This is a genomic window from Albidovulum sediminis, from assembly GCF_025380365.1.
GTDB lineage: Bacteria > Pseudomonadota > Alphaproteobacteria > Rhodobacterales > Rhodobacteraceae > Albidovulum > Albidovulum sediminis.
In genome coordinates this window covers 1-26510 of record NZ_JAOCQF010000003.1, presented here as the reverse complement: position 1 = coordinate 26510, position 26510 = coordinate 1, and the positions used below count along the sequence as shown (strand labels likewise).

General features: G+C 64.9%; 23 protein-coding genes. 18 read left to right on the top strand and 5 right to left on the bottom strand.

The features are described from left to right. Window positions 1–50: 50 nt before the first annotated feature. Both N5I32_RS15060 and N5I32_RS15055 read left to right on the top strand, forming a co-directional pair. Window positions 51–1436, top strand: a complete 1386-nt coding sequence (locus tag N5I32_RS15060) for a leucyl aminopeptidase family protein (RefSeq protein ID WP_261496730.1) — start codon at window positions 51–53, stop codon at window positions 1434–1436. Beyond that, window positions 1433–2269 (top strand): C40 family peptidase, encoded by an 837-nt coding sequence (locus tag N5I32_RS15055; protein ID WP_261496728.1) that lies wholly within the window; start codon window positions 1433–1435, stop codon window positions 2267–2269. The genes N5I32_RS15060 and N5I32_RS15055 overlap by 4 nt, the downstream gene beginning before the upstream one ends. Before the next feature lie 7 nt (window positions 2270–2276). On the opposite strand, the gene N5I32_RS15050 is transcribed toward N5I32_RS15055, so the two are convergent. Further along, window positions 2277–2624, bottom strand: a complete 348-nt coding sequence (locus N5I32_RS15050) for a DUF2794 domain-containing protein (protein ID WP_261496726.1) — start codon at window positions 2622–2624, stop codon at window positions 2277–2279. 88 nt (window positions 2625–2712) lie between these two features. Further along, window positions 2713–3342 carry a ribonuclease T2 family protein gene (locus N5I32_RS15045; protein WP_261496724.1) on the bottom strand — a complete coding sequence of 210 codons (630 nt, stop codon included), beginning with the start codon at window positions 3340–3342 and terminating at the stop codon, window positions 2713–2715. 150 nt (window positions 3343–3492) lie between these two features. Here N5I32_RS15045 and N5I32_RS15040 point away from each other — a divergent pair, with 150 nt between their 5' ends. Together N5I32_RS15040 and N5I32_RS15035 are read left to right on the top strand one after the other, a co-directional pair. Then, window positions 3493–4254 carry a DUF1013 domain-containing protein gene (locus N5I32_RS15040; RefSeq protein ID WP_261496723.1) on the top strand — a complete coding sequence of 254 codons (762 nt, stop codon included), beginning with the start codon at window positions 3493–3495 and terminating at the stop codon, window positions 4252–4254. Window positions 4255–4338: 84 nt separating this feature from the next. Continuing rightward, window positions 4339–5106, top strand: a complete 768-nt coding sequence (locus N5I32_RS15035) for a hypothetical protein (protein ID WP_261496722.1) — start codon at window positions 4339–4341, stop codon at window positions 5104–5106. 9 nt (window positions 5107–5115) lie between these two features. Here the strand turns inward: N5I32_RS15035 and recR are convergent, their stop codons facing one another. From recR to N5I32_RS15020, 3 genes are read right to left on the bottom strand one after another with little or no spacing between them, the layout of a single operon-like run. After that, on the bottom strand, window positions 5116–5718 hold the full coding sequence (gene recR, locus N5I32_RS15030) for a recombination mediator RecR (protein WP_261496721.1): 603 nt from the start codon (window positions 5716–5718) through the stop codon (window positions 5116–5118). A 1-nt stretch (window position 5719) separates the two neighbouring features. Then, window positions 5720–6064: a YbaB/EbfC family nucleoid-associated protein gene (locus N5I32_RS15025; RefSeq protein ID WP_261496720.1), complete on the bottom strand. Its 345-nt coding sequence runs from the start codon at window positions 6062–6064 to the stop codon at window positions 5720–5722. Window positions 6065–6074: 10 nt separating this feature from the next. Next, window positions 6075–7811: a DNA polymerase III subunit gamma/tau gene (locus tag N5I32_RS15020; RefSeq protein ID WP_439648206.1), complete on the bottom strand. Its 1737-nt coding sequence runs from the start codon at window positions 7809–7811 to the stop codon at window positions 6075–6077. Between the two features lie 172 nt (window positions 7812–7983). Between N5I32_RS15020 and secE the strand changes: the two genes are divergently transcribed. The 14 genes from secE to N5I32_RS14950 form a co-directional block, all read left to right on the top strand. Beyond that, window positions 7984–8172 (top strand): preprotein translocase subunit SecE, encoded by a 189-nt coding sequence (gene secE, locus N5I32_RS15015; protein WP_261496718.1) that lies wholly within the window; start codon window positions 7984–7986, stop codon window positions 8170–8172. A 180-nt stretch (window positions 8173–8352) separates the two neighbouring features. After that, window positions 8353–8886 carry a transcription termination/antitermination protein NusG gene (nusG, locus tag N5I32_RS15010; protein WP_261496717.1) on the top strand — a complete coding sequence of 178 codons (534 nt, stop codon included), beginning with the start codon at window positions 8353–8355 and terminating at the stop codon, window positions 8884–8886. Window positions 8887–8983: 97 nt separating this feature from the next. Further along, window positions 8984–9436, top strand: a complete 453-nt coding sequence (rplK, locus tag N5I32_RS15005; protein WP_261496716.1) for a 50S ribosomal protein L11 — start codon at window positions 8984–8986, stop codon at window positions 9434–9436. A gap of 3 nt (window positions 9437–9439) precedes the next feature. Beyond that, window positions 9440–10141 (top strand): 50S ribosomal protein L1, encoded by a 702-nt coding sequence (gene rplA / locus N5I32_RS15000; RefSeq protein ID WP_261496715.1) that lies wholly within the window; start codon window positions 9440–9442, stop codon window positions 10139–10141. 253 nt (window positions 10142–10394) lie between these two features. After that, complete coding sequence (locus tag N5I32_RS14995) at window positions 10395–11549, top strand: glycosyltransferase family 61 protein (protein WP_261496714.1); 1155 nt, start codon at window positions 10395–10397, stop codon at window positions 11547–11549. Between the two features lie 427 nt (window positions 11550–11976). Then, window positions 11977–12492, top strand: coding sequence for a 50S ribosomal protein L10 (gene rplJ / locus N5I32_RS14990; protein WP_261496712.1), 516 nt, complete (start codon window positions 11977–11979; stop codon window positions 12490–12492). 67 nt (window positions 12493–12559) lie between these two features. After that, on the top strand, window positions 12560–12937 hold the full coding sequence (rplL, locus tag N5I32_RS14985) for a 50S ribosomal protein L7/L12 (protein WP_261496711.1): 378 nt from the start codon (window positions 12560–12562) through the stop codon (window positions 12935–12937). Between the two features lie 245 nt (window positions 12938–13182). Then, entirely contained in the window at window positions 13183–17319 is a 4137-nt protein-coding gene (gene rpoB, locus N5I32_RS14980; RefSeq protein ID WP_261496710.1) for a DNA-directed RNA polymerase subunit beta, read from the top strand. A gap of 73 nt (window positions 17320–17392) precedes the next feature. Beyond that, window positions 17393–21637: a DNA-directed RNA polymerase subunit beta' gene (gene rpoC, locus N5I32_RS14975; RefSeq protein ID WP_261496709.1), complete on the top strand. Its 4245-nt coding sequence runs from the start codon at window positions 17393–17395 to the stop codon at window positions 21635–21637. A gap of 150 nt (window positions 21638–21787) precedes the next feature. Further along, on the top strand, window positions 21788–22702 hold the full coding sequence (locus tag N5I32_RS14970) for a DMT family transporter (RefSeq protein WP_261496708.1): 915 nt from the start codon (window positions 21788–21790) through the stop codon (window positions 22700–22702). Window positions 22703–23006: 304 nt separating this feature from the next. Beyond that, window positions 23007–23378 (top strand): 30S ribosomal protein S12, encoded by a 372-nt coding sequence (gene rpsL, locus N5I32_RS14965; RefSeq protein ID WP_107674699.1) that lies wholly within the window; start codon window positions 23007–23009, stop codon window positions 23376–23378. 12 nt (window positions 23379–23390) lie between these two features. Beyond that, the gene (rpsG, locus tag N5I32_RS14960; protein WP_261496707.1) at window positions 23391–23861 is read left to right on the top strand and encodes a 30S ribosomal protein S7; all 471 of its coding nucleotides are present in this window, start codon (window positions 23391–23393) and stop codon (window positions 23859–23861) included. Window positions 23862–23885: 24 nt separating this feature from the next. After that, window positions 23886–26003, top strand: a complete 2118-nt coding sequence (fusA, locus tag N5I32_RS14955; protein WP_261496706.1) for an elongation factor G — start codon at window positions 23886–23888, stop codon at window positions 26001–26003. A gap of 79 nt (window positions 26004–26082) precedes the next feature. Next, window positions 26083–26510 (top strand): GTP-binding protein (locus N5I32_RS14950; RefSeq protein WP_261496705.1); only part of this gene is annotated, 428 nt, incomplete at its 3' end.

Genomic DNA, 26510 nt, shown 5'->3' with positions numbered 1-26510 from the left:
GGGCGCCGAAGCCACTAGGCTGGCGCCGAACGCCATGATCCGGACCCGCCATGACATCCATCCTCGCCGAACCCGGCGCATCCGCGCTTCCCCTCCATCTGGTCGAGGAGGGTGGCCTGCCTGGTCTTGCCGGTTCTCTGACCGACAGCCAGTCCGCCTGGGCTGCCGCAACCGGCTTCACCGGCGCGCCGGGGCAGGTCTGCGTCCTGCCGGGCGAAGACGGGCGTCCCGCGGGGGCGCTTTTCGGCATGGGAACGGCGGCCAAGCGGCGAAGGGGTCGCTTTCACGTTGCCCGTGCGGCGGCGTCGCTGCCCGAGGGCGACTGGACGATCGCCACGCCGCTGAGCGCGTCCGAGGCAGAGGAGGCAGCGCTGGGCTGGTACCTTTCGGCCTATCGCTTCACCCGCTACAAGGCGGATGGCGTGCAGAAGGCGCGACTGGTCCTGCCGGCAGGCGTGGAAGCCGACCGCGTCGCCGCGATCGCCGCGGGGGAATACCTGACCCGCGACCTGATCAACACGCCCGCCTCCGACATGGGGCCCGAGGAGCTGGAGACGGCATTCCTGGCACTTGCCGCCGAGTTCGGGGCAAAGGCCAAGGTGATCCGCGGCGACGATCTTCTGGAGGGCAATTTCCCCATGATCCACGCCGTCGGGCGCGCCTCGAGCCGTGCGCCGCGACTTCTGGAACTGCGCTGGGGAACCGAGGGGCCACGTCTTTCGCTGGTCGGCAAGGGCGTCTGCTTCGACACCGGCGGGCTTGACATCAAGCCGGCATCCTCGATGGGGTTGATGAAGAAGGATCTGGGCGGAGCTGCCACCGTGATGGGGCTTGCGCGCATGATCATGGCGCTTGGGCTCAAGGTGCAGCTTCGGGTCCTGGTGCCGGCCGTCGAGAACGCGGTGTCAGGCAACGCCATGCGCCCGCAGGACATCCTGAAAAGCCGCAAGGGACTGACGGTGGAGATCAACAACACGGACGCGGAGGGGCGGCTTGTCCTGGCCGATGCTCTGGCGCTTGCCGACGAGGAGCGACCCGACCTTCTGGTGTCCATGGCCACCCTCACCGGGGCGGCGCGCGTCGCGGTGGGGCCGGACCTCGCGCCCTTCTACTGCGATGACGACGCCGTGGCGCAGTCGCTGTTCGCGGCAGGTCGAAGCGTTTCCGACCCGCTCTGGCGGATGCCGTTCTGGGACGGCTACGAACCCTTGATCGAACCCGGGATCGCCGATCTGGACAATGCTCCATCGGGCGGCATGGCGGGGTCGATCACGGCCGCGCTCTTCCTGCGCCGCTTCGTGACCGAAACGCCGCGCTACGTCCATTTCGACATCTATGGCTGGCAACCCACGGCCGCGCCCGGTCGCCCGAAGGGCGGGGTGGGGCAGGGTGCCCGCGCGCTGCTGGCGGCCCTGCCCGAGGTTCTGAAGCCATGACCGACCGGCGCCTGACCCCCGCGAACGGCCGCGTGGCGCATGCCTCGCTGAGGGGGCAGGTGGTGGCCGACCGCTTTGTCGAGGGCGAGGCCGCCTGCGTCGCGGATCCGCTGGCCGATCTGCTGGCCGCGCCGGGTGGCGCGCGGGACCGGCAGCTTCTGCGCGGCGACGGGGTCTGCGTCCTGGAGCGGCAGGGCGGCTTCGCCTTTGTCCGGTCCGACAAGGACGGCTACTGCGGCTATCTCGACGAGGCGGCGCTGGGCCCTGCCGAAACCCCCACGCACTGGGTCGCAGCACCTGCCACGCATCTTTACGCAGCACCGGACATCAAGACGAAGGAACAGGCGCTGCTGACCCTGGGCGCGCGGCTTGCGATCGCCGAGACCGGCGAACGCTTTGCCCGCACCACGCGGGGCGAGCATGTGATCGCACGCCACCTTCTCCCCGTGGGCGAGCGCGCCGCGGACCCTGCCTCCGTCGCCGAACTGTTCCTGGGCACGCCTTATCTTTGGGGCGGAAACAGCCGGGACGGGATTGATTGTTCCGGCCTGGCACAGGCAGCACTTCTTGCCGGGGGCATCGCCTGCCCAGGCGACAGCGACATGCAGGCGCGCGAGGTGGGCGTTGATGTCGCGACCTCCGGCCCCTTCCGCCGCAATGACCTGCTGTTCTGGAAAGGCCATGTCGCCATCGCGCTGGGCCCCGAACGGATGATCCACGCGACCGGGCACTTCATGGCGGTGGTGATCGAGGGCATCAGTGAGGCCATCGGGCGCATCGAGGCGCAGGGTGGCGGGCCGGTGCTGCGCGTCAAGCGGATCGGCGCAGCCTGAGGCCGCTTCAGTCCACCGGCCGAATCAGCTTTCGTTCCAGCACCCGAAGCACGGTCGGCAGGTCGTGCCCGCGCCGCAGGATCTGGCCGTCCATGCCGACGACGGCATACATCCCCTGCCGCGCGCGCAGCTTCGGCCGCTTCTCGATCCGATAAAGGGGGAACTCCGCCGCGCGGCGGAAGACCGAGAACACCGCCATCTCGCGCAGGAAGGACATCGCGTAGTCGCGCCATTCGCCGGCGGCGACCATGCGACCGTAAAGCGCGAGAATTGCCGAAAGCTCGGCGCGGTTGAACGCGACCTGATCGTCCGCGGACAGGGAAGATGTGAACTGGGTCGGCGTCTGCACCGTCATGGTATGAATCTTAGCCCGGGCAGCCCGCAAATCAAGCCCGTCGCTCAAACGGAGGTGCGCAAGGGGTCAATTCGCGGTGACGCAGGTGTCATCGTACCGCCGGCATCAGGGCATCGCGCATCCTGCAGTCGCGCGCCGCGTCGAGGCCGCAGGGGCGCGGTTCAAGGTCGCGGGTCAGGCAGATGCGCGCTTCCTCGATCATCTCGCCCTTGCAGGTGATGGTGATGGCGTTGCGCTCAAGGCCCGGGTTCGCCTCGATGAAGGCGTCTTCGACGACCGAGGCGGGCAGGCGCACATCGCGGTCAAGCGCCTCAAGCACATCGGGCCGCATGATGCTGTCGAAGGCCCGGCGCGACAGGTCGAAATAGTCCGCCGCATCGAGGCCGGAACAGGTGCCGTGCTTTTCCCATTCATGACGGGCAAGCCCCGCCGAGCCCATGATGTCGGTCATCAGGGCAATCTCCTGGCGGTCAGGCCCGTCGCCGCCGCCCGCGCACCGGCTGGGCCAGCCGAATTCGTACTGTGGCCAGAGACCGTGCAGCGTGAAGCCATGATCCGCGCCGATCCGGCATTCCAGCGCCTGCCGTTCGTCGCCTTCGCGCGCGCACCAGCCGGGCGACCAGCTGAGCGACAGGATATAGTAGTCGAAGTCCCCCGCACGCTCCCCCTCGGCCAGTGCGGGGGTCGCGACAAGGAGAACGGCGGCAAGAAGGCGCATTTTCTCTTTCCTTGGCGATCCGGGGCGACTATATAGCGCGCTGACTTCCCCGAAAACGTGGAATGGCGGACCCCGGAAAGGCCGCAGCCGTTTTCCCGGCACGGGAAAGAATTATCCGGTCCCCGAGGGGACAAGCGAAGGAGAGATCCGATGACGAAACCCCTGATGGCCAAGGCCACCGCCGTCTGGCTGATCGACAACACCACGATCAGCTTCAAGCAGATCGCCGATTTCTGCGGGCTGCATGAGCTGGAGGTGCAGGGTATCGCCGACGGCGATGTCGCAACCGGGGTGAAGGGCTTCGATCCTGTCGCCAACAACCAGCTTGACGCCGCCGAGATCGGGAAGGCGGAAAAGGATCCGCTGCACAAGCTGAAGCTCAAGCACAACGCCGCCGCGCAGGGCGAGGAAAAGCGCCGCGGGCCGCGCTACACGCCGCTGTCGAAGCGCCAGGATCGCCCGGCCGCCATCCTCTGGCTGGTGAAGTTCCACCCCGAACTGACGGATGCCCAGATCGGCAAGCTGGTGGGAACGACGAAGCCCACCATCGCGACGATCCGCGAGCGGACGCACTGGAACATCTCGAACATCACGCCGATCGACCCGGTCGCGCTGGGCCTGTGCCGGCAGTCCGAACTCGACGCCGCGGTGCAGAAAGCGGCGAAGAAGAAGGCCGTCGACGGTGCGGTGATGTCGGACGACGAACGCCGCAAGCTCGTCTCGACCGAGCAGTCGCTCGGCATGACGACCGAGCCGCGCATGCCTTCGAACATCGCGGGCCTCGAAAACTTCTCGCTGACCAAGCCCGAGGAGGAGGAAGAGCGGAAGTCGCCGCGTGACTATTCGGACGCGGAAAGCTTCTTCAACCTGCCGCAGGGCGACGACGACGAAGACGACGAGGACGACAACTGATCGCAAGACCCCGGCCACGCGCCGGGGTTTTCGTTTGCGACCTTCGGTTGTAACTTTCGTCGGAGGGCACGGTCGGAGGGTGCAATGCAGCGGGTCTTGTTTGCGGTCGCGGTTCTTTTCCTGACGCCGCCGCATGCGGGGGCGCAGACGGCGACGGACGGCATCCTTGCCGAGGCCCGCGCTGCCTGCGAAAGCTTCGAGGGTGGGAGGTTCGAGCCGGGGGACGCCGTGACCGAGGTGGACCTGACCGGGGACGGGCAGGCCGATCATCTTGTCGATGAAGGCCGATTTTCCTGCAGCAGCGCGGCGTCGATGTATTGCGGATCGGGCGGCTGCATGCTGCACGCCGTGGTCGGCGACAGCGTGACAAGCTGGCAGGCAACCGGCTGGCGCACGATCGACTGGGGCGGGGCGCGCATCCTGCTTGTCGGGCGCGATGGTGGCTGGTGCGGCGGCGCCGGCGCGGAGGTCTGCTTCGAGGCACTGAACTGGAGTGGCGACCGCTTCCTGAGCGTGAGGCCAGCGGATCCGCAACCGGCCGCTGCCGAAGATGCCGCGATGCCCTACGCGACGGATGCGTACGACGCGACGGCCTTCCTGCCCTGCTCGCTTGACGAGCCGACCCAGGACCAGTCCTGCCCTGCCGCCATCCTGCGCGGCGCGCCGGGAGAGGCGACCATCCGCGTCGTGGCGCCTGACGGGACCGAACGGGTGCTGGAGTTTTCCGAAGGCAGCATCACGGCGCAGGGAACCGACGAACTGACCTGGGCCAAGGATGGCGACAACTGGTATGTCGGGATCGGCGGCCGGGAATACTACATCGTGCCCGAAGCCGCCGTGTTCGGCGGCTGACCGCCGCGGCTACTGCACGGCCTTGCGCGCGCGCAGCGCCGCCTGGATCGTGCCGTCGTCCAGATAATCCAGTTCGCCCCCGATCGGCACCCCTTGCGCAAGCGAGGTAACCGTGACCCCGGTCCCTTCCAGCGCGTCGGCGATGTAATGGGCGGTGGTCTGGCCGTCGATGGTGGCATTCAGCGCCAGGATCACTTCCCGAACGCCTTCGTCGCGGATGCGGGCGACAAGTGCGGGAATGCGCAGCTCCTCGGGCCCGATGGCGTCCAGCGCCGACAGCGTGCCACCCAAGACGTGATAGCGGCCGCGGAAGGCCTGGCCGCGTTCCATCGCCCAGAGGTCGGCCACGTCCTCGACCACGCAGATCTCGCCGGTCGCGCGGCGCGGGTCGCGGCAGATGTCGCACAGGTCTGCGGTGCCGATGTTGCCGCAGGTGGCGCATTCGCGCGCGCTGGCCGCGACATCGGCCATGGCGCGCGCGAGCGGCGCCATCACCTGGCCGCGCTTCTTGATCAGGTGCAGCACCGCGCGCCGCGCCGAGCGCGGGCCAAGGCCCGGCAGGCGGGCCATGAGGTCGATCAGAGCCTCGATGTCGCGCGTGGCATCGGACACGTCAGAACGGCAGCTTCATGTCGGCCGGCAGGCCGAGGCTTTCGTAAAGCCGCTTCATCTCGTCCTGGCCACGGTCGGCGGCCTTCTTCTGGGCGTCCTTGATCGCGGCGACGATCAGATCCTCGACCACTTCCTTCTGGGTCGGATCGAAGATCGAGGGGTTGATGTCGAGCGCCCGGAGTTCGCCCTTGGCGCTGCAGGTCGCGGTGACAAGCCCGGCGCCCGACTCGCCCACGACATTCATGCGCGACAGGCTTTCCTGAAGCTCGGCCATCTTCGCCTGCATGTCCTGCGCGGCCTTCATCATCTTGGCCATGTCGCCAAGCCCGCCCAATCCTTTCAGCATTCCGCTCTCCTCAGTTGTCCTCGAAGGGATCCCATTCGTCCTCGACCTCGGGCAGGGCGGCGGTGGCCGCCTCGGTCCGGGTGTCGCCTGGGGTCCTGATATCCTTGATCCGGGCATCGGGAAAGGCGGCAAAAACCGCCTGCACGACGGGATGCGTCCGCATCTCGGCCTCGGCAGCCAGCCGCTCGGCATCGCGGTCCTCGGCGATGGTCCTGCCGCCCCCGGTGCCGACGACCGAGACGCCCCAACGCGCGCCGGTCCAGCCTTGCAGGCGCTGCGCCAGCGTGGCGGCCAGATCGCGCGGGGCGTCGGCGGCCGGCTCGAACTCGATCCGCCCCGGCGCGTAGTGGACGAGGCGCAGGTGGTTCTCCACCTCGATCAGCAGCTTCACGTCCCGATTGGCGCGGATCAGTTCCACCACCGCGGCAAAGGTCGCGTAGCGGGCCAGCGCCACTTCGGGCGCCTGGGCCAGCGCGGTCGCCGCGCCCGAAGCGGTCGGCGACACGCCGGCCATGGCGCGCGGCGCGGCATGGGCCAACCCGCCGCCGGGCACGGACCCGCCGGCCTGGGGCGCGCTGACCGGGGCATCCTTCATCCGTCGCAGAAGCTGTTCGGGATCGGGCAGGTCTGCCACGTGGGTCAGGCGGATCACCGCCATTTCGGCCGCCATCATCGCGTTCGGGGCGGCCGCGACCTCTTCCAGCGCCTTCAGCAGCATCTGCCACATCCGGCCGAGAACCCGCATCGGCAGCCGATCCGCGAGGGCGCGGCCGCGCGCGCGTTCGTCGGGGGTGACGGTCGGATCCTCTGCCGCCTCGGGCGTGATCTTGATGACGCTGACCCAATGGGTGATCTCTGCCAGATCGCGCAGCACGGCCATCGGGTCGGCGCCGTCGGAATACTGCGCCGCAAGCTCGTGCAGCGCGGTCGCCGCATCCCCCTTCATGATGAGGTCGAACAGGTCCATGACGCGGCCGCGATCGGCAAGACCCAGCATCGCGCGCACCTGGTCCGCCGTGGTTTCCCCGGCACCATGGGATATCGCCTGATCGAGAAGCGACGTGGCGTCGCGCGCCGACCCTTCCGCCGCACGGGTGATGAGCGCGAGCGCCTCTTCCGAGATCTGCGCCCCCTCGGCCGCGGCGATCTTCTTCAGAAGGCCGATCATCACCTCCGGTTCGATCCGGCGCAGGTCGAAACGCTGGCAGCGGCTGAGGACCGTGACCGGAACCTTTCGGATCTCGGTCGTGGCGAAGATGAACTTCACGTGCGCGGGCGGCTCCTCCAGCGTCTTCAGGAGCGCGTTGAAAGCGCTGGTCGAGAGCATGTGGACTTCGTCGATGATGTAGATCTTGTAGCGGGCCGAGGCGGCGCGATAGTGGACGCTTTCGATGATCTCGCGGATGTCATTGACCCCGGTCCGGGATGCCGCGTCCATCTCCATCACGTCGACGTGGCGGCCCTCCATGATCGCGACGCAGTGTTCGCAGACCCCGCACGGGTCGGTCGTGGGGCCCCCGGTGCCGTCCGGTCCGATGCAGTTCATGCCCTTGGCGATGATCCGCGCCGTCGTCGTCTTGCCGGTACCCCGGATGCCCGTCATGATGAAGGCCTGCGCGATCCGTCCTGCGGCGAAGGCGTTCTTCAGCGTGCGGACCATCGCGTCCTGACCGACCAGGTCGGCAAAGGTCTCAGGCCGGTATTTGCGGGCAAGCACGCGGTAGGCGGGGGGGCTAGCGTCGGTCATGGCGCCTCGGGCACGGGATTCGCGGTCAGTGATCAGACTAGGGGTGGCGGCGCGGCGCGTCCACCCGGCAGGTCGGCCGCAGGCATGCGCGCCGTCAAAGCAGCCTCGGGCTTGAATTCAGAGGCCATGCGGCGTATCTGGCCCGGGTAGCGCAAGGCAAGCCGAGGCAGACATGGCCACCAACCCCGTCCAGTTCATCCAGCAAGTCCGGTCGGAAGTGGGCAAGGTCCATTGGCCCACGCGGCGCGAAGTGATGCTGACCACCGTCATGGTCTTCATCATGGCGACCCTGACCGCCACCTTCTTCTTTCTGATCGACAAGATCATCCAGCTGGGTCTCGGCGCGGTCCTCGGGGTCTGAGCGCGGGCCATTCGGCCTTGAAATCACGGTCTTTCGCCTGTAGTTGGGGCGCACTTTCCCGACACCGGCGTGCATCGATTCGGTATGCGCGCTGCTTTGTGTTAGGAGTATGGTGGGGCAACCTGCTGAAATCATGGAATTTCCGGTGGCTCGCCGCCGGTTGAGCGAGGTCTGAGGCAAATGGCGAAGCGGTGGTATTCGGTGAGCGTTCTCTCGAACTTCGAGAAGAAGGTCGCCGAGCAGATCAGGCACGCCGTGGCCGAGAAGGGCCTTGAGGGCGAGATCGACGAGGTTCTCGTTCCGACTGAAGAAGTCATCGAGATCCGCCGCGGCAAGAAAGTCACCTCCGAGCGCCGCTTCATGCCGGGCTACGTGCTTGTGCACATGGACATGACCGACCGCGGCTATCACCTCATCACCTCGATCAACCGGGTGACGGGTTTCCTTGGCCCCCAGGGCAAGCCGATGCCGATGCGCGACGCCGAGGTGAACGGCATCCTCAAGCGCGCCGAAGAGGGCGAGGCCCAGCCGCGCAACCTGATCCGCTTCGAGATCGGCGAGCAGGTGAAGGTGACCGACGGACCCTTCGACGGCTTCTCGGGCATGGTCGAGGAAGTGGACGAACATTCGAACCGTCTGAAGGTGACGGTCTCGATCTTCGGCCGGCCGACGCCGGTCGAGCTGGAATTCACCCAGGTGCAGAAAGTCGCCTGACGTGAACCCGTGGGAGGCTGCGGCGCGATCCGCGGCCGGACCACTAAGCAGCCTTTCCGAATGGTTCGGAAAGCGTATGTGAAAAGGAGCAGGCCAGATGGCCAAGAAGGTAATGGGCAGCCTCAAGCTGCAAGTGAAGGCGGGACAGGCCAACCCCTCTCCCCCCATCGGTCCGGCGCTCGGTCAGCGCGGGATCAACATCATGGAATTCTGCAAGGCCTTCAACGCGAAGACCCAGGAGATGGAGCCCGGTTCGCCCGTTCCGGTCGTCATCACCTACTACGCCGACAAGTCCTTCACCTTCGAGATGAAGACGCCGCCGGCGTCCTTCTTCCTGAAGAAGGCGGCGGGCCTGAAGCCGGTGGGCAAGCGCAACCGCGCGAAGGGTTCGACGAAGCCGGGCCGCGAAGTCGCGGGCACGGTGACGGTCGCCCAGGTGCGCCAGATCGCCGAAGCCAAGATGAAGGACCTGTCCGCCAACGACGTCGAAGCCGCGATGCAGATCATCCTCGGCTCGGCGAAGTCCTGCGGCATCGAGGTGAAGGGATAAGCCATGGCCAAGATCGGTAAACGCAGCCGGGCAGCCCGCGCCGCCTTCGATGGCAAGTCGAACCTCACGGTCGAGGACGCCGTCAAGCTCATCAAGGGTGCCGCCTCGGCGAAATTCGACGAGACGGTGGAGATCGCCATGAACCTCGGCGTCGATCCGCGCCACGCCGACCAGATGGTCCGCGGCGTCGTGACGCTGCCGAACGGGACCGGCAAGACCGTGCGCGTCGCGGTCTTTGCCCGTGCCGCCAAGGCCGACGAGGCCAAGGCTGCCGGGGCCGACATCGTCGGCGCCGAAGACCTGATGGAGACGATCCAGTCGGGCAAGATCGAGTTCGACCGTTGCATCGCGACGCCGGACATGATGCCGCTCGTCGGTCGCCTCGGCAAGATCCTCGGGCCCCGGAACCTGATGCCGAACCCGAAGGTCGGCACCGTGACGATGGACGTGAAAGCGGCCGTCGAAGCGGCGAAGGGCGGCGAGGTCCAGTTCAAGGTCGAGAAGGCCGGCGTGATCCACGCGGGCGTCGGCAAGGTGTCGTTCGACGAGGCGAAGCTGGCCGAGAACGTCCGCGCCTTCGTCGATGCAGTGTCGAAGGCGAAGCCATCGGGCGCCAAGGGCGCCTACCTCAAGAAGGTGTCGCTCTCCTCGACCATGGGGCCTGGCGTCTCGGTCGACGTGGCGTCTGCGTCTGCGCACGGCTAATTTCCGGCGCAGTTGCGATATTCTCCGCCGCGAAGAAATTTGCGGCGGATTTTTTTCGCTTAGACCGCTTCTTTGTCTCTAGTCTTGCCATAGTTCAACTCTTCTTGTTCAGGCCATTAAGGAAGAAAAATTCAATTCAGACAACTTGGTCGGTCGTGACCGGCCGGTGATGAGCAGGTCAACCCCAAGTATCTTGAAACGATCGCGTTGGTCATGTACCAGCAGACAAGTGCAGCTTGGACCGAGTTTGTTGATGCAGTTTCCCGCGCCCACGGACATGGATCTGGCGATTGGCTACAAAGGGCAGATTGTATCTTGTGAAGACGCTTTACTTGTTCCATGGGGCGATGATCGGGATCAACAGATCTGTCATGTCACGGACCCAAAGACAGGCAGGCTTATCTTCCGGCACATCAACCTGTGTGATCTGCCACAAAACGAATACGCGGCCAGAAGCCTGAATGGACCGCGCGAACGGCTGCGCGGGACCTATATTCTTGCCGGATACCTCTCCGCTCATCTTGGACATTGTCTGGTGGGGACGATCTCTTCGCTTTGGCCGCTGTCCCAGTTGGAAGGGCAGATCGACGGGATAGTTTCTTTCAGGATTACGGCCTCACCCCGCCAAGTCGAAGATAGAAATGAGGCGGCGGTTGCGGAGATCCTTAGAAGTTTGGGTATTCATTTGCCGATATTCACAGTTCGACAGCCAACCCAGGTTGATCGGCTCATATTGGCTGAAAAAGGCATTGGCTCTTACAAATTGGCCCGTGGATCGTCCTATTATCATCGATTTATGCGTCAACGACTCTCGTTGTCGGACGAAGAACTTGGCAAGAAGGCCCGTACGAAACTCTATATCACTCGCTCCCAGCTTCAAGTGCAACGACGAGGGATTGTGGGTGAGGCGGCGATCGACCGCACCTTTGCCGCTGCGGGATACGAGGTCGTCGCGCCCGAGAAGCTCCCTTTGTCTGAACAAATCGCAAAATACCAGACGGCAGATGCTATCGTAGGATTGGATGGGACTCCCTTCCATCTTATTCCTTCTGTCTGCCCGACGGACGCGAAGATTGCCATCATCAGGCGACGCTTCGCAAAGAGCCAGAACCTCGATGGGGTTGACTTTGCAGGGCAGTTCGAGGCGGCTACGGGAACCGCCCCGACCGATATCGACTGCATAAACGGAGAATGGCGTCCGGTTGAGACTGCAAAGGCCAGCCCGCACATCGCTGTCCTGGATTTTGAGAAGGTTTACCAAGGTCTTGTCGCCGGTGGTTTTCTTGACACCACTTCTGAACTGCATTTTCCAAGCAGCGAAGAAATACAGTCGCAACTTGATGAGGCCGCGATCCGGATTGGCGCGGGCTATGAGTTTGTGGACTTCCGGTTCAGCGATGTGGCGTGATGTGATCCGGCGAGATGCCCGACCTTCAACGGCTTGTTTCTTGAGCGGTCGGGCTTTGGCCATCGGTGGAGCGGCGGGTGTGACCTTGTCAAAAGAATTCGGCTTTCCGCTTGGCGCCGATGGGCCGATCGCTCGGCATTTCCCAGTTCTTGCGGCGTGAAGTGGCTTCCTCACTTGGCAACCGGACGAAACCGGACTAGGTGGGGGGCTCCGGCTTGCAGGTCGATTCGTCGATCTGTGGTCGGATTCTGTCCGAGACGGAGGGCGGGGGCGACCCCATAAATCCTTCCTGAGATGGGAAACGAGACAGTTTCCGGGGGCTACCTCGGGCGATCTGGCCTCGGGACCATCACGGACCCGAACGTTCCGGACCCCAGTCCGGGACACAAGTGAGCCGGGGGGAAACCCCCAATCTTGGAGTTAAACCGTGGATAGAGCCCAGAAAGAGAAAGTGGTCGAGGAACTCGGCCAGATCTTCGAAAGCTCTGGCGTCGTGGTGGTTGCCCACTACGAAGGCATGACGGTTGCTCAGATGCAGGATCTTCGTGCGGACATGCGTTCCGCCGGCGGGTCCGTCCGCGTCGCCAAGAACAGGCTCGCCAAGATCGCCCTTGAGGACAAGCCCTGCGCAAGCATCGGCTCTCTCCTGACGGGCATGACCGTGCTCGCCTACTCCGAAGACCCTGTGGCTGCAGCCAAGGTCGCGGACGCCTATGCCAAGAAGAACGACAAGTTCGTGATCCTTGGTGGCGCGATGGGCAACACGGCCCTGGATCCGGCCGGTGTGAAAGCCGTCGCCTCGATGCCGTCGCGTGAAGAGCTGATCGCTCAGATCGTGTCCTGCATCGGCGCGCCTGCTTCGAACATCGCCGGGGCCATTGGCGCACCTGCTTCGAACATCGCGGGCATCCTTTCCACTCTCGAAGAGCGGGAAGCCGCGTGAGCAATCAGTGCCTTCGTGGGGTCGCTTGCCCTGACGTTGGAACCCAACTTATGAACGGATGAGAGAAATGGCTGATCTGAAAAAACTCGCCGAAGAGATCGTGAACCTCACGCTGCTCCAGGCCCAGGAACTGAAGCAAATCCTCAAGGACGAATACGGCATCGAGCCCGCCGCCGGCGGCGCCGTCATGATGGCTGGCCCCGCTGCGGGCGCTGCTGCCGAAGCCGCGGAAGAAAAGACCGACTTCGACGTCGTTCTGGTTGATGCCGGCGCGAACAAGATCAACGTGATCAAGGAAGTCCGCGCGATCACCGGCCTTGGCCTGAAGGAAGCCAAGGACCTCGTGGAAGCCGGCGGCAAGGTGAAGGAAGCCGCGCCGAAGGCCGAAGCCGAGGAAATCAAGAAGAAGCTCGAAGCCGCTGGCGCGAAGGTCGAGCTCAAGTAATCCGGTCGGGGGCCACTCAGGCTCCCCCAGAATATCAGGCTGGGTCCGGCGAAAGCCGGGCCCAGCCGAACCCGTCTTGGAAGGGGCATCGGCACGAAGCTGTCCCTTCCCAGGCCGGGTTCGGTTCGGGAGCCCGCCGGTGGGACGGCAGGCATGAATGGAACCGACCCCCTACTCGCAAGCGGACGCACGCGTGACCCCGACGCGACGCGACCCGCGCGAAGAGACGAAAGGTGACGACGAGCATGTCGCAAGCGACCGTTGGCCAGAAGCGCATCCGCAGATACTACGGCAAGATCCGCGAAGTCCTGGAGATGCCGAACCTCATCGAGGTTCAGAAATCCTCCTACGACCTTTTCCTGAAATCGGGAGACGGTCCCAAGCCTGCGGATGGCGAGGGCATCCAGGGCGTGTTCCAGTCGGTTTTCCCGATCAAGGACTTCAACGAGCATGCGATCCTCGAGTTCGTGAAGTACGAGCTTGAAAAGCCGAAGTACGACGTGGACGAATGCCAGTCGCGCGACATGACCTATGCAGCGCCGCTGAAGGTCACGCTGCGCCTGATCGTGTTCGATGTCGACGAGGATACCGGCGCCCGGTCGGTGAAGGACATCAAGGAACAGGACGTCTACATGGGCGACATGCCCCTGATGACGCCGAACGGCACCTTCATCGTCAACGGGACGGAGCGGGTCATCGTCTCGCAGATGCACCGCTCCCCCGGCGTGTTCTTCGACCACGACAAGGGCAAGACCCATTCCTCGGGCAAGCTGCTGTTTGCCTGCCGGATCATTCCCTATCGCGGCTCCTGGCTCGATTTCGAGTTCGACGCAAAGGACATCGTTTTTGCCCGCATCGACCGTCGCCGGAAGCTGCCGGTGACGACGCTGCTCTATGCGCTCGGCCTCGATCAGGAAGGCATCATGGATGCCTACTACAACACGGTCGACTTCAAGCTGGTCAAGAACAAGGGCTGGGTGACCCGGTTCTTCCCCGAGCGCGTGCGCGGCACGCGTCCGACCTATGACCTCGTCGACGCGGCCACCGGCGAGGTGATCTGCAAGGCGGGCGACAAGGTCACGCCGCGGATGGTCAAGAAGCTGATCGACGAGGGCAAGGTGACGGAACTTCTGGTTCCGTTCGACCACATCCTCGGCCGCTTCGTCGCCAAGGACATCATCAACGAACAGACCGGCGCCATCTATGTCGAGGCAGGGGACGAGATCACCCAGACGCTCGACCGCGACGGCGAGGTTTCGGGCGGCACGCTGAAGGTGCTTCTCGACAACGGAATCACCACGATTCCGGTGCTCGACATCGACAACGTCAACGTCGGCCCCTACATCCGCAACACCATGGCCGCGGACAAGAACTGGAACCGCGACTCGGCGCTGATGGACATCTACCGCGTCATGCGTCCGGGCGAGCCGCCCACCGTCGAGGCCGCATCGGCGCTCTTCGACACGCTGTTCTTCGACAAGGAACGCTATGACCTTTCGGCCGTCGGCCGGGTCAAGATGAACATGCGGCTCGACCTTGGCCGGCCGGATACCCAGCGCACGCTCGATCGCGGGGATATCGTCGCCTGCATCAAGGCGCTGTGCGAACTGCGCGACGGCAAGGGCGAGATCGACGACATCGACCACCTCGGCAACCGCCGGGTGCGGTCCGTCGGCGAGCTGATGGAGAACCAGTACCGCGTCGGCCTTCTGCGGATGGAGCGGGCGATCAAGGAACGCATGTCCTCGGTCGAGATCGACACGGTGATGCCGCAGGACCTGATCAACGCTAAACCCGCGGCGGCCGCGGTGCGCGAGTTCTTCGGGTCCTCGCAGCTGTCGCAGTTCATGGACCAGACCAACCCGCTGTCGGAAGTGACGCACAAGCGGCGTCTCTCGGCCCTGGGGCCGGGCGGTCTGACCCGCGAACGCGCGGGCTTCGAGGTGCGCGACGTGCACCCGACCCACTATGGCCGGATGTGCCCGATCGAGACGCCGGAAGGCCAGAACATCGGCCTGATCAACTCGCTGGCGACCTTCGCCCGCGTGAACAAGTACGGCTTCATCGAAACCCCCTACCGCAAGGTCAGCGACGGCCAGGTGACCGACGAGGTCGTCTACATGTCGGCGACCGAGGAGATGCGCCACACGGTTGCGCAGGCCAACGCGCAGCTTGACGAAGACGGCCGGTTCCGCAACGACCTCGTCTCCACCCGCCAGTCGGGCGAGTTCATGCTGAACCCGCCTGACGCCGTGGACCTGATCGACGTGTCGCCGAAGCAGCTTGTGTCTGTCGCTGCCGCGCTGATCCCGTTCCTTGAGAACGACGACGCCAACCGCGCGCTGATGGGCTCGAACATGCAGCGTCAGGCGGTGCCGCTCCTGCAGGCCGATGCGCCCTTCGTCGGCACCGGCATCGAGGAGAAGGTGGCGCTCGATTCCGGCGCTGCGATCGTTGCGCGGCGCGGCGGCGTGATCGACCAGGTGGACGCGACCCGGATCGTTATCCGCGCGACCGAAAGCCTGGAGATCGGCGATGCCGGCGTGGACATCTACAGGCTGCGCAAGTTCAAGCGGTCGAACCAGTCGTCCTGCATCAACCAACGCCCGCTGGTGAAGGTGGGCGACGTGGTCCGGCGCGGCGAGGTGGTGGCCGACGGCCCCTGCACCGATCAGGGCGAACTGGCGCTCGGCCGGAACGTGGTCGTGGCCTTCATGCCGTGGAACGGCTACAACTACGAAGACTCCATTGTGATTTCCGAGCGCATCCTGCGCGACGACGTCTTCACCTCGATCCACATCGAGGAATATGAAGTCGCCGCCCGCGACACCAAGCTCGGGCCCGAGGAGATCACCCGCGACATCCCGAACGTGGGCGAGGAAGCGCTGCGCAACCTCGACGAGGCAGGCATCGTCTACATCGGCGCCGAAGTGGGGCCGGGCGACATCCTCGTGGGCAAGATCACGCCCAAGGGCGAAAGCCCGATGACGCCGGAGGAAAAGCTTCTCCGCGCCATCTTCGGGGAAAAGGCGTCCGACGTGCGCGACACCTCGCTCCGCCTGCCGCCGGGGGCCTATGGCACGGTGGTGGAAGTGCGGGTTTTCAACCGCTACGGCGTCGACAAGGACGAACGTGCGCTGCAGATCGAGCGTGAGGAGATCGAACGGCTCGCGCGCGACCGCGACGACGAACAGGCGATTCTCGAGCGCAACATCTACGCGCGCCTCAAGACCCTGATCATGGGCAAGACCGCGGTGAAGGGCCCGAAGGGGATCAAGCCGAACGCGGTCATCGACGAGGAACTGCTGAGCTCGCTGTCGCGTGGCCAGTGGTGGCAGCTTGCGCTGGCCGAGGAGAAGGACGCGCAGGAGGTCGAGGCGCTGAACGCCCAGTTCGACGCGCAGAAGCGCGCGCTCGAGCATCGGTTCGATGACAAGGTTGAGAAGGTGCGCCGTGGCGACGACCTGCCGCCGGGCGTGATGAAGATGGTCAAGGTCTTCGTCGCGGTTAAGCGCAAGCTTCAGCCGGGCGACAAGATGGCTGGCCGTCACGGCAACAAGGGCGTCATCTCCAAGGTCGTTCCGGTCGAGGACATGCCGTTCCTGGCCGACGGCACCCCCGTCGACATGGTGCTGAACCCGCTCGGCGTGCCGTCGCGGATGAACGTCGGCCAGATCCTCGAGACGCACATGGGATGGGCGGCCCGCGCGCTTGGCATCAAGATCGACGAGGCGCTGCGGGAATACCGCCGGTCCGGCGACCTGACGCCGGTGCGCGACGCCATGCGCCACGGCTACGGCGACGACACCTATGAGGGTATCTTCGTCGGCATGGACGAGGGCGAGCTGGTCGAGAAGGCCGGGCTGGTGACCGGCGGCGTGCCGATCGCGACCCCGGTCTTCGACGGCGCCAAGGAAGCGGACGTGAACGACGCGCTGCGTCGTGCGGGCTTTGACACCTCGGGCCAGTCCGACGTGTTCGACGGCCGCACGGGCGAGAAGTTCCAGCGCAAGGTCACGGTCGGCGTGAAGTACATGCTGAAGCTCCACCACCTTGTCGACGACAAGCTCCACGCCCGCTCGACCGGCCCCTACAGCCTCGTCACCCAGCAACCGCTGGGCGGCAAGGCGCAGTTCGGTGGCCAGCGTCTGGGCGAGATGGAGGTCTGGGCGCTCGAAGCCTACGGCGCCGCCTACACCTTGCAGGAAATGCTGACGGTGAAGTCGGACGACGTGGCGGGCCGGACCAAGGTCTACGAGTCGATCGTCAAGGGCGAGGACAACTTCGAGGCCGGCGTGCCGGAATCGTTCAATGTGCTCGTCAAGGAAGTGCGGGGCCTCGGCCTCAACATGGAACTCCTGGATGCGGAGGGTGAGGAGTGAGCTCCACTCCACACCGCGGGATGGGTCTCAACACCCGTCCCGCACCCCGACGCCCCCTTTCAAGGATTTGGAAATGAACCAGGAAATCGCCCACAGCCACAACCCGTTCAACCCGCTGGCCGCACCGAAGCAGTTCGACGAGATCAAGATCTCGCTCGCCTCGCCGGAGCGGATCCTGTCGTGGTCCTACGGGGAGATCAAGAAGCCCGAGACGATCAACTACCGGACCTTCAAGCCGGAGCGCGACGGCCTGTTCTGTGCGCGCATCTTCGGGCCGATCAAGGACTACGAATGCCTTTGCGGCAAGTACAAGCGCATGAAGTATCGCGGCGTTGTCTGCGAGAAATGCGGCGTTGAAGTCACGCTCCAGAAAGTGCGGCGTGAGCGGATGGGCCATATCGAACTGGCCGCGCCGGTCGCGCACATCTGGTTCCTCAAGTCGCTGCCGAGCCGGATCGGCCTGATGCTCGACATGACGCTGCGCGACCTGGAACGCATCCTCTACTTCGAGAACTACGTCGTCATCGAACCGGGCCTGACCGACCTCTCCTACGGCCAGCTTCTGACCGAAGAGGAATTCCTTGACGCGCAGGACCAGTACGGCGCCGACGCCTTCACCGCCAATATCGGTGCCGAGGCGATCCGCGAAATGCTTGCCGCGATCGACCTCGAGGCGACCGCGGAACAGCTGCGCGAGGAGCTGAAGGAAGCCACTGGCGAACTGAAGCCGAAGAAGATCATCAAGCGGCTGAAGATCGTCGAGAACTTCCTGGAATCCGGCAACCGTCCGGAATGGATGGTCCTGACCGTCGTTCCGGTCATCCCGCCGGAACTGCGTCCGCTGGTCCCCCTTGACGGCGGCCGCTTCGCGACGTCCGACCTGAACGACCTTTACCGCCGGGTCATCAACCGGAACAACCGCCTGAAGCGGCTGATCGAGCTGCGCGCGCCCGACATCATCGTGCGCAACGAAAAGCGGATGCTGCAGGAATCGGTCGATGCGCTGTTTGACAACGGCCGCCGCGGCCGCGTCATCACGGGGGCCAACAAGCGGCCGCTGAAATCGCTCTCCGACATGCTGAAGGGCAAGCAGGGCCGGTTCCGGCAGAACCTGCTCGGCAAGCGGGTGGACTTCTCGGGCCGCTCGGTGATCGTGACCGGGCCGGAGCTGAAGCTCCACCAGTGCGGCCTGCCGAAGAAGATGGCGCTCGAACTGTTCAAGCCGTTCATCTACTCGCGGCTTGAGGCGAAGGGTCTGTCCTCGACCGTCAAGCAGGCGAAGAAGCTGGTCGAGAAGGAACGCCCGGAGGTCTGGGACATCCTCGACGAGGTGATCCGCGAGCATCCGGTCCTTCTGAACCGCGCGCCGACGCTGCACCGCCTGGGCATCCAGGCGTTCGAGCCGATCCTGATCGAGGGCAAGGCGATCCAGCTTCACCCGCTGGTCTGCTCGGCCTTCAACGCCGACTTCGACGGCGACCAGATGGCCGTGCACGTCCCCCTCTCGCTGGAAGCCCAGCTTGAGGCCCGCGTCCTGATGATGTCGACGAACAACGTCCTGTCACCCGCCAACGGCGCACCGATCATCGTTCCGTCGCAGGACATGGTCCTTGGCCTCTACTACGTCTCGATGGCGCGCGACGGCATGCAGGGCGAAGGCATGATCTTCTCCTCGGTCGAGGAGGTGCAGCACGCGCTGGAAGCCGGCGCCGTGCACCTGCACGCGAAGATTCAGTGCCGCGTGTCGCAGATCGACGAAGAGGGCAACGAGGTCTTCCGCCGCTTCGAGACGACGCCGGGCCGCGTGCGGCTTGGCGCGCTTCTGCCGAAGAACGCGAAGGCGCCGTTCGAACTGGTCAACCGGCTTCTGCGCAAGAAGGACGTGCAGACCGTCATCGACACCGTCTACCGCTACTGCGGCCAGAAGGAATCGGTGATCTTCTGCGACCAGATCATGACCATGGGCTTCCGCGAGGCGTTCAAGGCCGGCATCTCGTTCGGCAAGGACGACATGGTGATCCCGGACAAGAAGTGGACGATCGTCAATGACGTGCGCGAGCAGGTCAAGGAGTTCGAACAGCAGTACATGGACGGCCTGATCACCCAGGGCGAAAAGTACAACAAGGTGGTCGATGCCTGGTCGAAGTGCTCCGATGCGGTCGCCGCGGCGATGATGTCGGAAATCTCGGCCGTCCGGAAGGACGACGCCGGGGCGGAGTTCGAGCCGAACTCGGTCTACATGATGTCGCACTCCGGTGCGCGGGGCTCGCCCGCGCAGATGAAGCAGCTTGGCGGGATGCGCGGCCTGATGGCCAAGCCGTCGGGCGAGATCATCGAGACGCCGATCATCTCGAACTTCAAGGAAGGCCTGACCGTGCTCGAGTACTTCAACTCGACCCACGGCGCACGGAAGGGTCTGGCCGACACCGCGCTCAAGACCGCGAACTCGGGCTACCTGACCCGCCGCCTTGTCGACGTGGCGCAGGACTGCATCGTGCGGACCAGGGACTGCGGCACCGAACGCGCGATCACGGCCTCGGCCGCGGTCAACGACGGCGAGGTCGTGTCGCCTCTGTCCGAGCGCATCCTTGGCCGCGTCGCCGCGGATGACGTGATGGTGCCGGGAACCGACGAGGTCATCGTTCGCAAGAACGAGCTGATCGACGAGCGCAAGGCCGACGCGGTCGAGACCGCCGGTGTCGTGTCCGTCCGCATCCGCTCGGCCCTGACCTGCGAGGCCGAAGAGGGCGTCTGCGCCATGTGCTACGGTCGCGATCTTGCCCGCGGCACCATGGTCAACATCGGCGAGGCTGTCGGCATCATCGCCGCGCAGTCGATCGGGGAGCCTGGCACGCAGCTGACGATGCGGACATTCCACATCGGCGGCATTGCCCAGGGTGGCCAGCAGTCCTTCCAGGAGGCCAGCCACGAGGGCAAGGTCGAGTTCCGCAACGCGATGCTGCTGGAAAACGCGAGCGGCGAACAGATCGTCATGGGGCGGTCCATGCAGATCGCCATCATCGACGAGGCGGGCCAGGAACGGGCAAGCTACAAGGTCAGCTACGGCGCCAAGGTCCACGCCAAGGACGGCCAGGCGGTCAAGCGGGGCGCGAAGCTGTTCGAGTGGGACCCGTACACGCTGCCGATCATCGCCGAGAAGGCGGGCCAGGCCCGGTTCGTCGACCTTATCTCGGGCATCTCGGTGCGCGAGGATACCGACGATGCGACCGGCATGACCCAGAAGATCGTGACCGACTGGCGCAGCGCGCCGCGCGGCAACGACCTCAAGCCCGAGATCATCGTGATGGACCCGGCCTCGGGCGAACCGGTGCGCAACGACCAGGGCAACCCGGTCAGCTACCAGATGTCGGTCGACGCGATCCTTTCGGTCGAGGACGGCCAGGAAATCCGCGCCGGCGACGTGATCGCCCGTATCCCGCGCGAAGGTGCGAAGACCAAGGACATCACCGGGGGTCTTCCCCGCGTGGCGGAACTTTTCGAAGCCCGCCGTCCGAAGGACCACGCCATCATCGCCGAGATCGACGGCTACGTCCGCTTTGGCAAGGACTACAAGAACAAGCGCCGGATCACGATCGAGCCGACCGACGATTCCCTGCAATCGGTCGAATACATGGTGCCGAAGGGCAAGCACATTCCGGTCCAGGAAGGTGACTTCGTCCAGAAGGGCGACTACATCATGGACGGCAACCCGGCGCCGCACGACATCCTGCGGATCATGGGGATCGAGGCGCTGGCCGACTACCTCATCGACGAGGTGCAGGACGTCTACCGGCTTCAGGGCGTGAAGATCAACGACAAGCACATCGAGGTGATCGTTCGCCAGATGCTGCAGAAGATCGAGATCCTCGACTCCGGCGAGACGACCCTGCTGAAGGGAGAGCACGTCGACAAGTCGGAGTTCGACGAGGAGAACGAGAAGGTCATCGGCCGTGGCGGACGCCCGGCTGTGGGCGAGCCGGTGCTGCTCGGCATTACCAAGGCCTCGCTCCAGACCCGGTCGTTCATCTCGGCGGCGTCGTTCCAGGAAACCACGCGCGTGCTGACTGAGGCGGCCGTGCAGGGCAAGCGCGACCGGTTGGTCGGGTTGAAGGAAAACGTCATCGTCGGCCGCCTGATTCCGGCGGGCACGGGTGGCGCCACCCAGCGCGTACGCCGCATCGCCCACGAACGCGACCTGGAGGTGATCGAGGCGCGCAGGAACGAGGCGGAACACGCCGCGGCCCTGGCTGCCCCGATCGACGACATGGTGGCCGATGACGAACTCGGTCTTGTCGATACGCCCGAAAGCCGCGATTGACGGACTGAACAGATTCAGGAACGGCCCCGGCACCCCCGGGGCCGTTCCGCTTTCATCCCATCCACTGCCATGCAGGTGCGCTTGCGGGAATTTGCGGGCGACGGCGCAAAGGCTCTGGCGGAGGATTTGGCGCACTGATACCCGTCGCGCATGGGCGTTTCGGACAACCTGCGCGGATCGGTGATGATGGCCACGGCAATGTGTGCCTTCACGCTGAACGATGCCTGCATGAAGGCCGTCACGGTCGGATTGCCGCTTTACCAGACGATCATGCTGCGTGGGCTGCTGACGCTCGCCGCGCTTGTCGTCATTGCCCCGCGACTTGGCGGGCTGAAGCTGCGCTTTGCCCGCGGGGATCGCGCCGCGCTCTGGTGGCGGACGGCCGGCGAGATTCTCGGAACGGTGTTCTTCCTGACCGCGCTGACGAAGATGCCCTTTGCCAACCTTTCGGCAATCATGCAGGCACTGCCGCTGGCGGTGACGCTGGGAGCGGCGCTGGCGTTCGGCGCCCCGATCGGGTGGCGGCGACTGACGGCCATCGCGGTGGGGTTCGGCGGCGTGATGCTGATCGTCCGGCCGGGCCTGTCGGGGTTCGATGTCTGGTCGCTCCTGGGACTCCTATCGGTGATCTGCGTCGTGGTACGCGATCTGGCCACCCGCCGCCTGTCGACCGAGGTCTCCTCGGTCACGGTTGCCTTCCTCGCCGCGCTTTCGGTCGCGCTGACCGGTGCCGCGGTCGTTCCCTTCACGGGCTGGCAGCCGGTCACGCTGCATCAGTGGGCGCTGATCGCCATGGCCTCGATCTGTCTCATCGCCGGATACCTCTTCGTGGTCATGGCCATGCGCGTGGGCGAGATCGCCTTCGTGGCGCCGTTCCGCTACACCGCGCTGGTCGCCGCGCTCATCCTCGGATGGCTCGTGTTTGCCGAGATCCCCGACGCGCTGACCCTGACCGGCGCGGGCGTCATCGTCGCGACCGGTCTTTACACCTTCCACCGGGAGCGCACGGCAGGCACGCGCGATCCGATTGCCGCGGCCCATCCTCTCCGTCGCACGCCGTCCTGACCGGCGGGGCACGTCCGAAGCGGGACGGCGGGCGATGTTGACAACCCCCGCGACTCCCCCTATACGGCGCGCACCTGTGCGGTCGGGAATCCCTGTCCGCGCCGGTATCAACAACTGAAGTGGTCACGATCCGGGTCATCGAACGGCCCCGATCCTCTGGAATTCCACCGCGTCGTCCCCGCGCAAAGGGGGCGCATGCGGTTTTGGTGTTTTGCGGACGCGCAGGGCACGGCAACGGTGAAATGCCCCCGGGAACGTCGCTGACGGGCGAACGTCGATCGGGTCGCAACATAGGGCGAGATTAATGCCGACGATTCAACAGCTGATCCGGAAGCCCCGGGAAGCCAACGCAAGAAAGTCCAAGTCGCAGCACTTGGAAAGCTGCCCGCAGAAGCGCGGCGTCTGCACGCGGGTCTACACAACGACCCCGAAGAAGCCGAACTCGGCGATGCGGAAGGTGGCGAAAGTCCGTCTGACCAACGGCTTCGAGGTGATCAGCTACATCCCCGGCGAAAAGCACAACCTTCAGGAACACTCCGTGGTCCTGATCCGTGGCGGCCGGGTGAAGGACCTTCCGGGTGTGCGCTACCACATCCTGCGCGGCGTTCTGGATACCCAGGGCGTCAAAGATCGTCGTCAGCGCCGTTCGAAGTACGGCGCGAAGCGTCCGAAATAAGGAGAGAGCGCCATGTCGCGTCGTCACGCCGCTGAGAAGCGCGAAGTTCTGCCCGATGCCAAATTCGGCGACCGGGTGATCACGAAGTTCATGAACAACCTGATGGTCGACGGCAAGAAATCGGTTGCCGAACGCATCGTCTACAACGCGCTCGACCGGGTCGAAACCCGCCTCAAGCGCCCGCCGGTCGAGGCGTTCCACGAAGCGCTCGACAACGTGAAGCCCTCGCTCGAGGTGCGTTCCCGCCGTGTGGGCGGTGCGACCTACCAGGTTCCTGTCGAGGTTCGCCCCGAGCGCCGCGAGGCGCTGGCGATCCGCTGGCTGATCACGGCCGCGAAGAACCGCAACGAGAACACGATGGAAGAGCGTCTTGCCGCCGAACTGTCCGATGCCTGCAACGGCCGCGGCACTGCGGTGAAGAAGCGCGAAGACACCCACAAGATGGCCGACGCGAACAAGGCGTTCAGCCATTACCGCTGGTAATCCGGCCAGCCGAGGATCAGAAAAATGGCACGCGAGTATCCGCTGAATCTGTATCGCAACTTCGGGATCATGGCCCACATTGACGCGGGCAAGACCACGACGACCGAACGGATTCTCTACTACACCGGCAAGTCCCACAAGATCGGCGAGGTGCATGACGGCGCCGCGACGATGGACTGGATGGAGCAGGAGCAGGAGCGTGGCATCACGATCACCTCGGCTGCCACCACCACCTTCTGGGAACGCACCGAGGACGGCAGCACGGCCCAGTCGCCGAAGCACCGCTTCAACATCATCGACACGCCCGGCCACGTGGACTTCACCATCGAGGTCGAGCGTTCGCTCGCCGTGCTCGACGGCGCCGTCTGCCTGCTTGATGCCAACGCCGGCGTCGAACCGCAGACCGAAACCGTCTGGCGCCAGGCCGACCGCTACAAGGTTCCGCGGATCGTCTTCGTCAACAAGATGGACAAGATCGGCGCCGACTTCTTCAAGTGCGTGCGCATGATCAAGGACCGCACCGGTGCGACCCCCGCGCCGATCGCGCTGCCGATCGGGGCCGAGGACAAGCTGGAAGGCATCATCGACCTTGTGACCATGCAGGAATGGGTCTACCAGGGCGAAGACCTCGGCGCCTCGTGGGAAATCCGCGACATCCGCGACAGCCTGAAGGCGGAAGCCGAGGAATGGCGCGGCAAGCTCATTGAACTCGCCGTCGAGCAGGACGACGAGGCGATGATGGCCTACCTCGAAGGCCAGGAGCCCGAGGTCGACCAGCTCCGCGCGCTGATCCGCAAGGGCACGCTCGCCATGGCCTTCGTGCCCGTGACTGCCGGCTCCGCCTTCAAGAACAAGGGCGTTCAGCCGGTCCTGAACTCGGTCATCGACTATCTGCCGTCGCCGCTCGACGTGCCCGCCTACATGGGCTTCAAACCCGGTGACGAAAGCGAAACCCGCGACATCCCGCGGTCGGCCGATGACGCGCAACCCTTCGCGGCGCTGGCCTTCAAGATCATGAACGACCCCTTCGTGGGCTCGCTCACGTTCACGCGCATCTATTCGGGTCAGCTCAAGAAGGGCGACCAGATGGTCAACTCGACCAAGGGCCGCAAGGAACGCGTCGGCCGGATGATGATGATGCACGCCATCAACCGCGAGGAAATCGACGAAGCCTTTGCGGGCGACATTATCGCGCTGGCGGGCCTGAAGGAAACCACCACCGGCGACACGCTCTGCGATCCGTCGAACCAGGTCGTCCTTGAAACCATGACCTTCCCGGAACCGGTGATCGAGATCGCCGTGGAACCGAAGTCGAAGGCCGACCAGGAGAAGATGGGCCTTGCGCTCGCTCGCCTGGCCGCCGAGGACCCGTCGTTCCGCGTCGAGACCGACCTGGAATCGGGCCAGACGATCATGAAGGGCATGGGCGAACTTCACCTCGACATCCTCGTCGACCGCATGCGGCGCGAGTTCAAGGTCGAGGCGAACATCGGCGCGCCGCAGGTGGCCTACCGTGAGACGATCTCGCGCGAGGCGGAGATCGACTACACCCACAAGAAGCAGACCGGCGGCACGGGCCAGTTCGCCCGCGTCAAGCTTGTCATCACCCCGACCGAGCCGGGCGAAGGCTATTCGTTCGAATCGAAGATCGTCGGTGGCGCGGTGCCGAAGGAATACATCCCCGGCGTCGAGAAGGGCATCAAGTCGGTCATGGACTCGGGCCCCCTCGCCGGCTTCCCGGTGATCGACTTCAAGGTGGCGCTGATCGACGGTGCCTTCCACGATGTCGACTCCTCGGTTCTCGCCTTCGAGATCGCGGCGCGTGCGGCGATGCGCGATGGCCTGAAGAAGGCCGGCGCCAAGCTGCTCGAACCGATCATGAAGGTCGAGGTCGTGACGCCGGAGGAATACACCGGCTCGATCATCGGCGACCTGACCTCGCGCCGGGGCATGGTGCAGGGCCAGGACACGCGCGGCAACGCCAACGTCATCAACGCGATGGTGCCGCTGGCCAACATGTTCGGCTACATCAACAACCTGCGCTCGATGTCCTCGGGCCGCGCGGTCTTCACGATGCTGTTCGACCACTACGACGCCGTTCCGCAGAACATCTCGGACGAGATCCAGAAGAAGTACGCATGACGGGAAGGCGGGGTGAACCCCGCCCTGCCCATAACCCGTAGGGCAGGGGCCACCCTGCCACCCGAAACAGGAGGCCACGATGGCAAAGGCAAAGTTTGAACGGACGAAACCGCATGTGAACGTGGGGACGATTGGCCACGTTGACCACGGGAAGACGACGCTGACGGCGGCGATCACGAAGTATTTTGGCGAATTCAAGGCCTATGACCAGATCGACGCGGCGCCGGAAGAGCGTGCGCGCGGGATCACGATCTCGACGGCGCACGTGGAGTACGAGACGCCTGCTCGGCACTATGCGCACGTGGACTGCCCGGGCCACGCGGACTACGTGAAGAACATGATCACGGGTGCGGCGCAGATGGACGGCGCGATCCTGGTTTGCGCGGCCTCTGACGGCCCGATGCCGCAGACGCGGGAACACATCCTTCTGGCGCGCCAGGTGGGCGTTCCGGCGCTGGTGGTCTACATGAACAAGATCGACCTTGTCGACGACGAGGAGCTGATCGA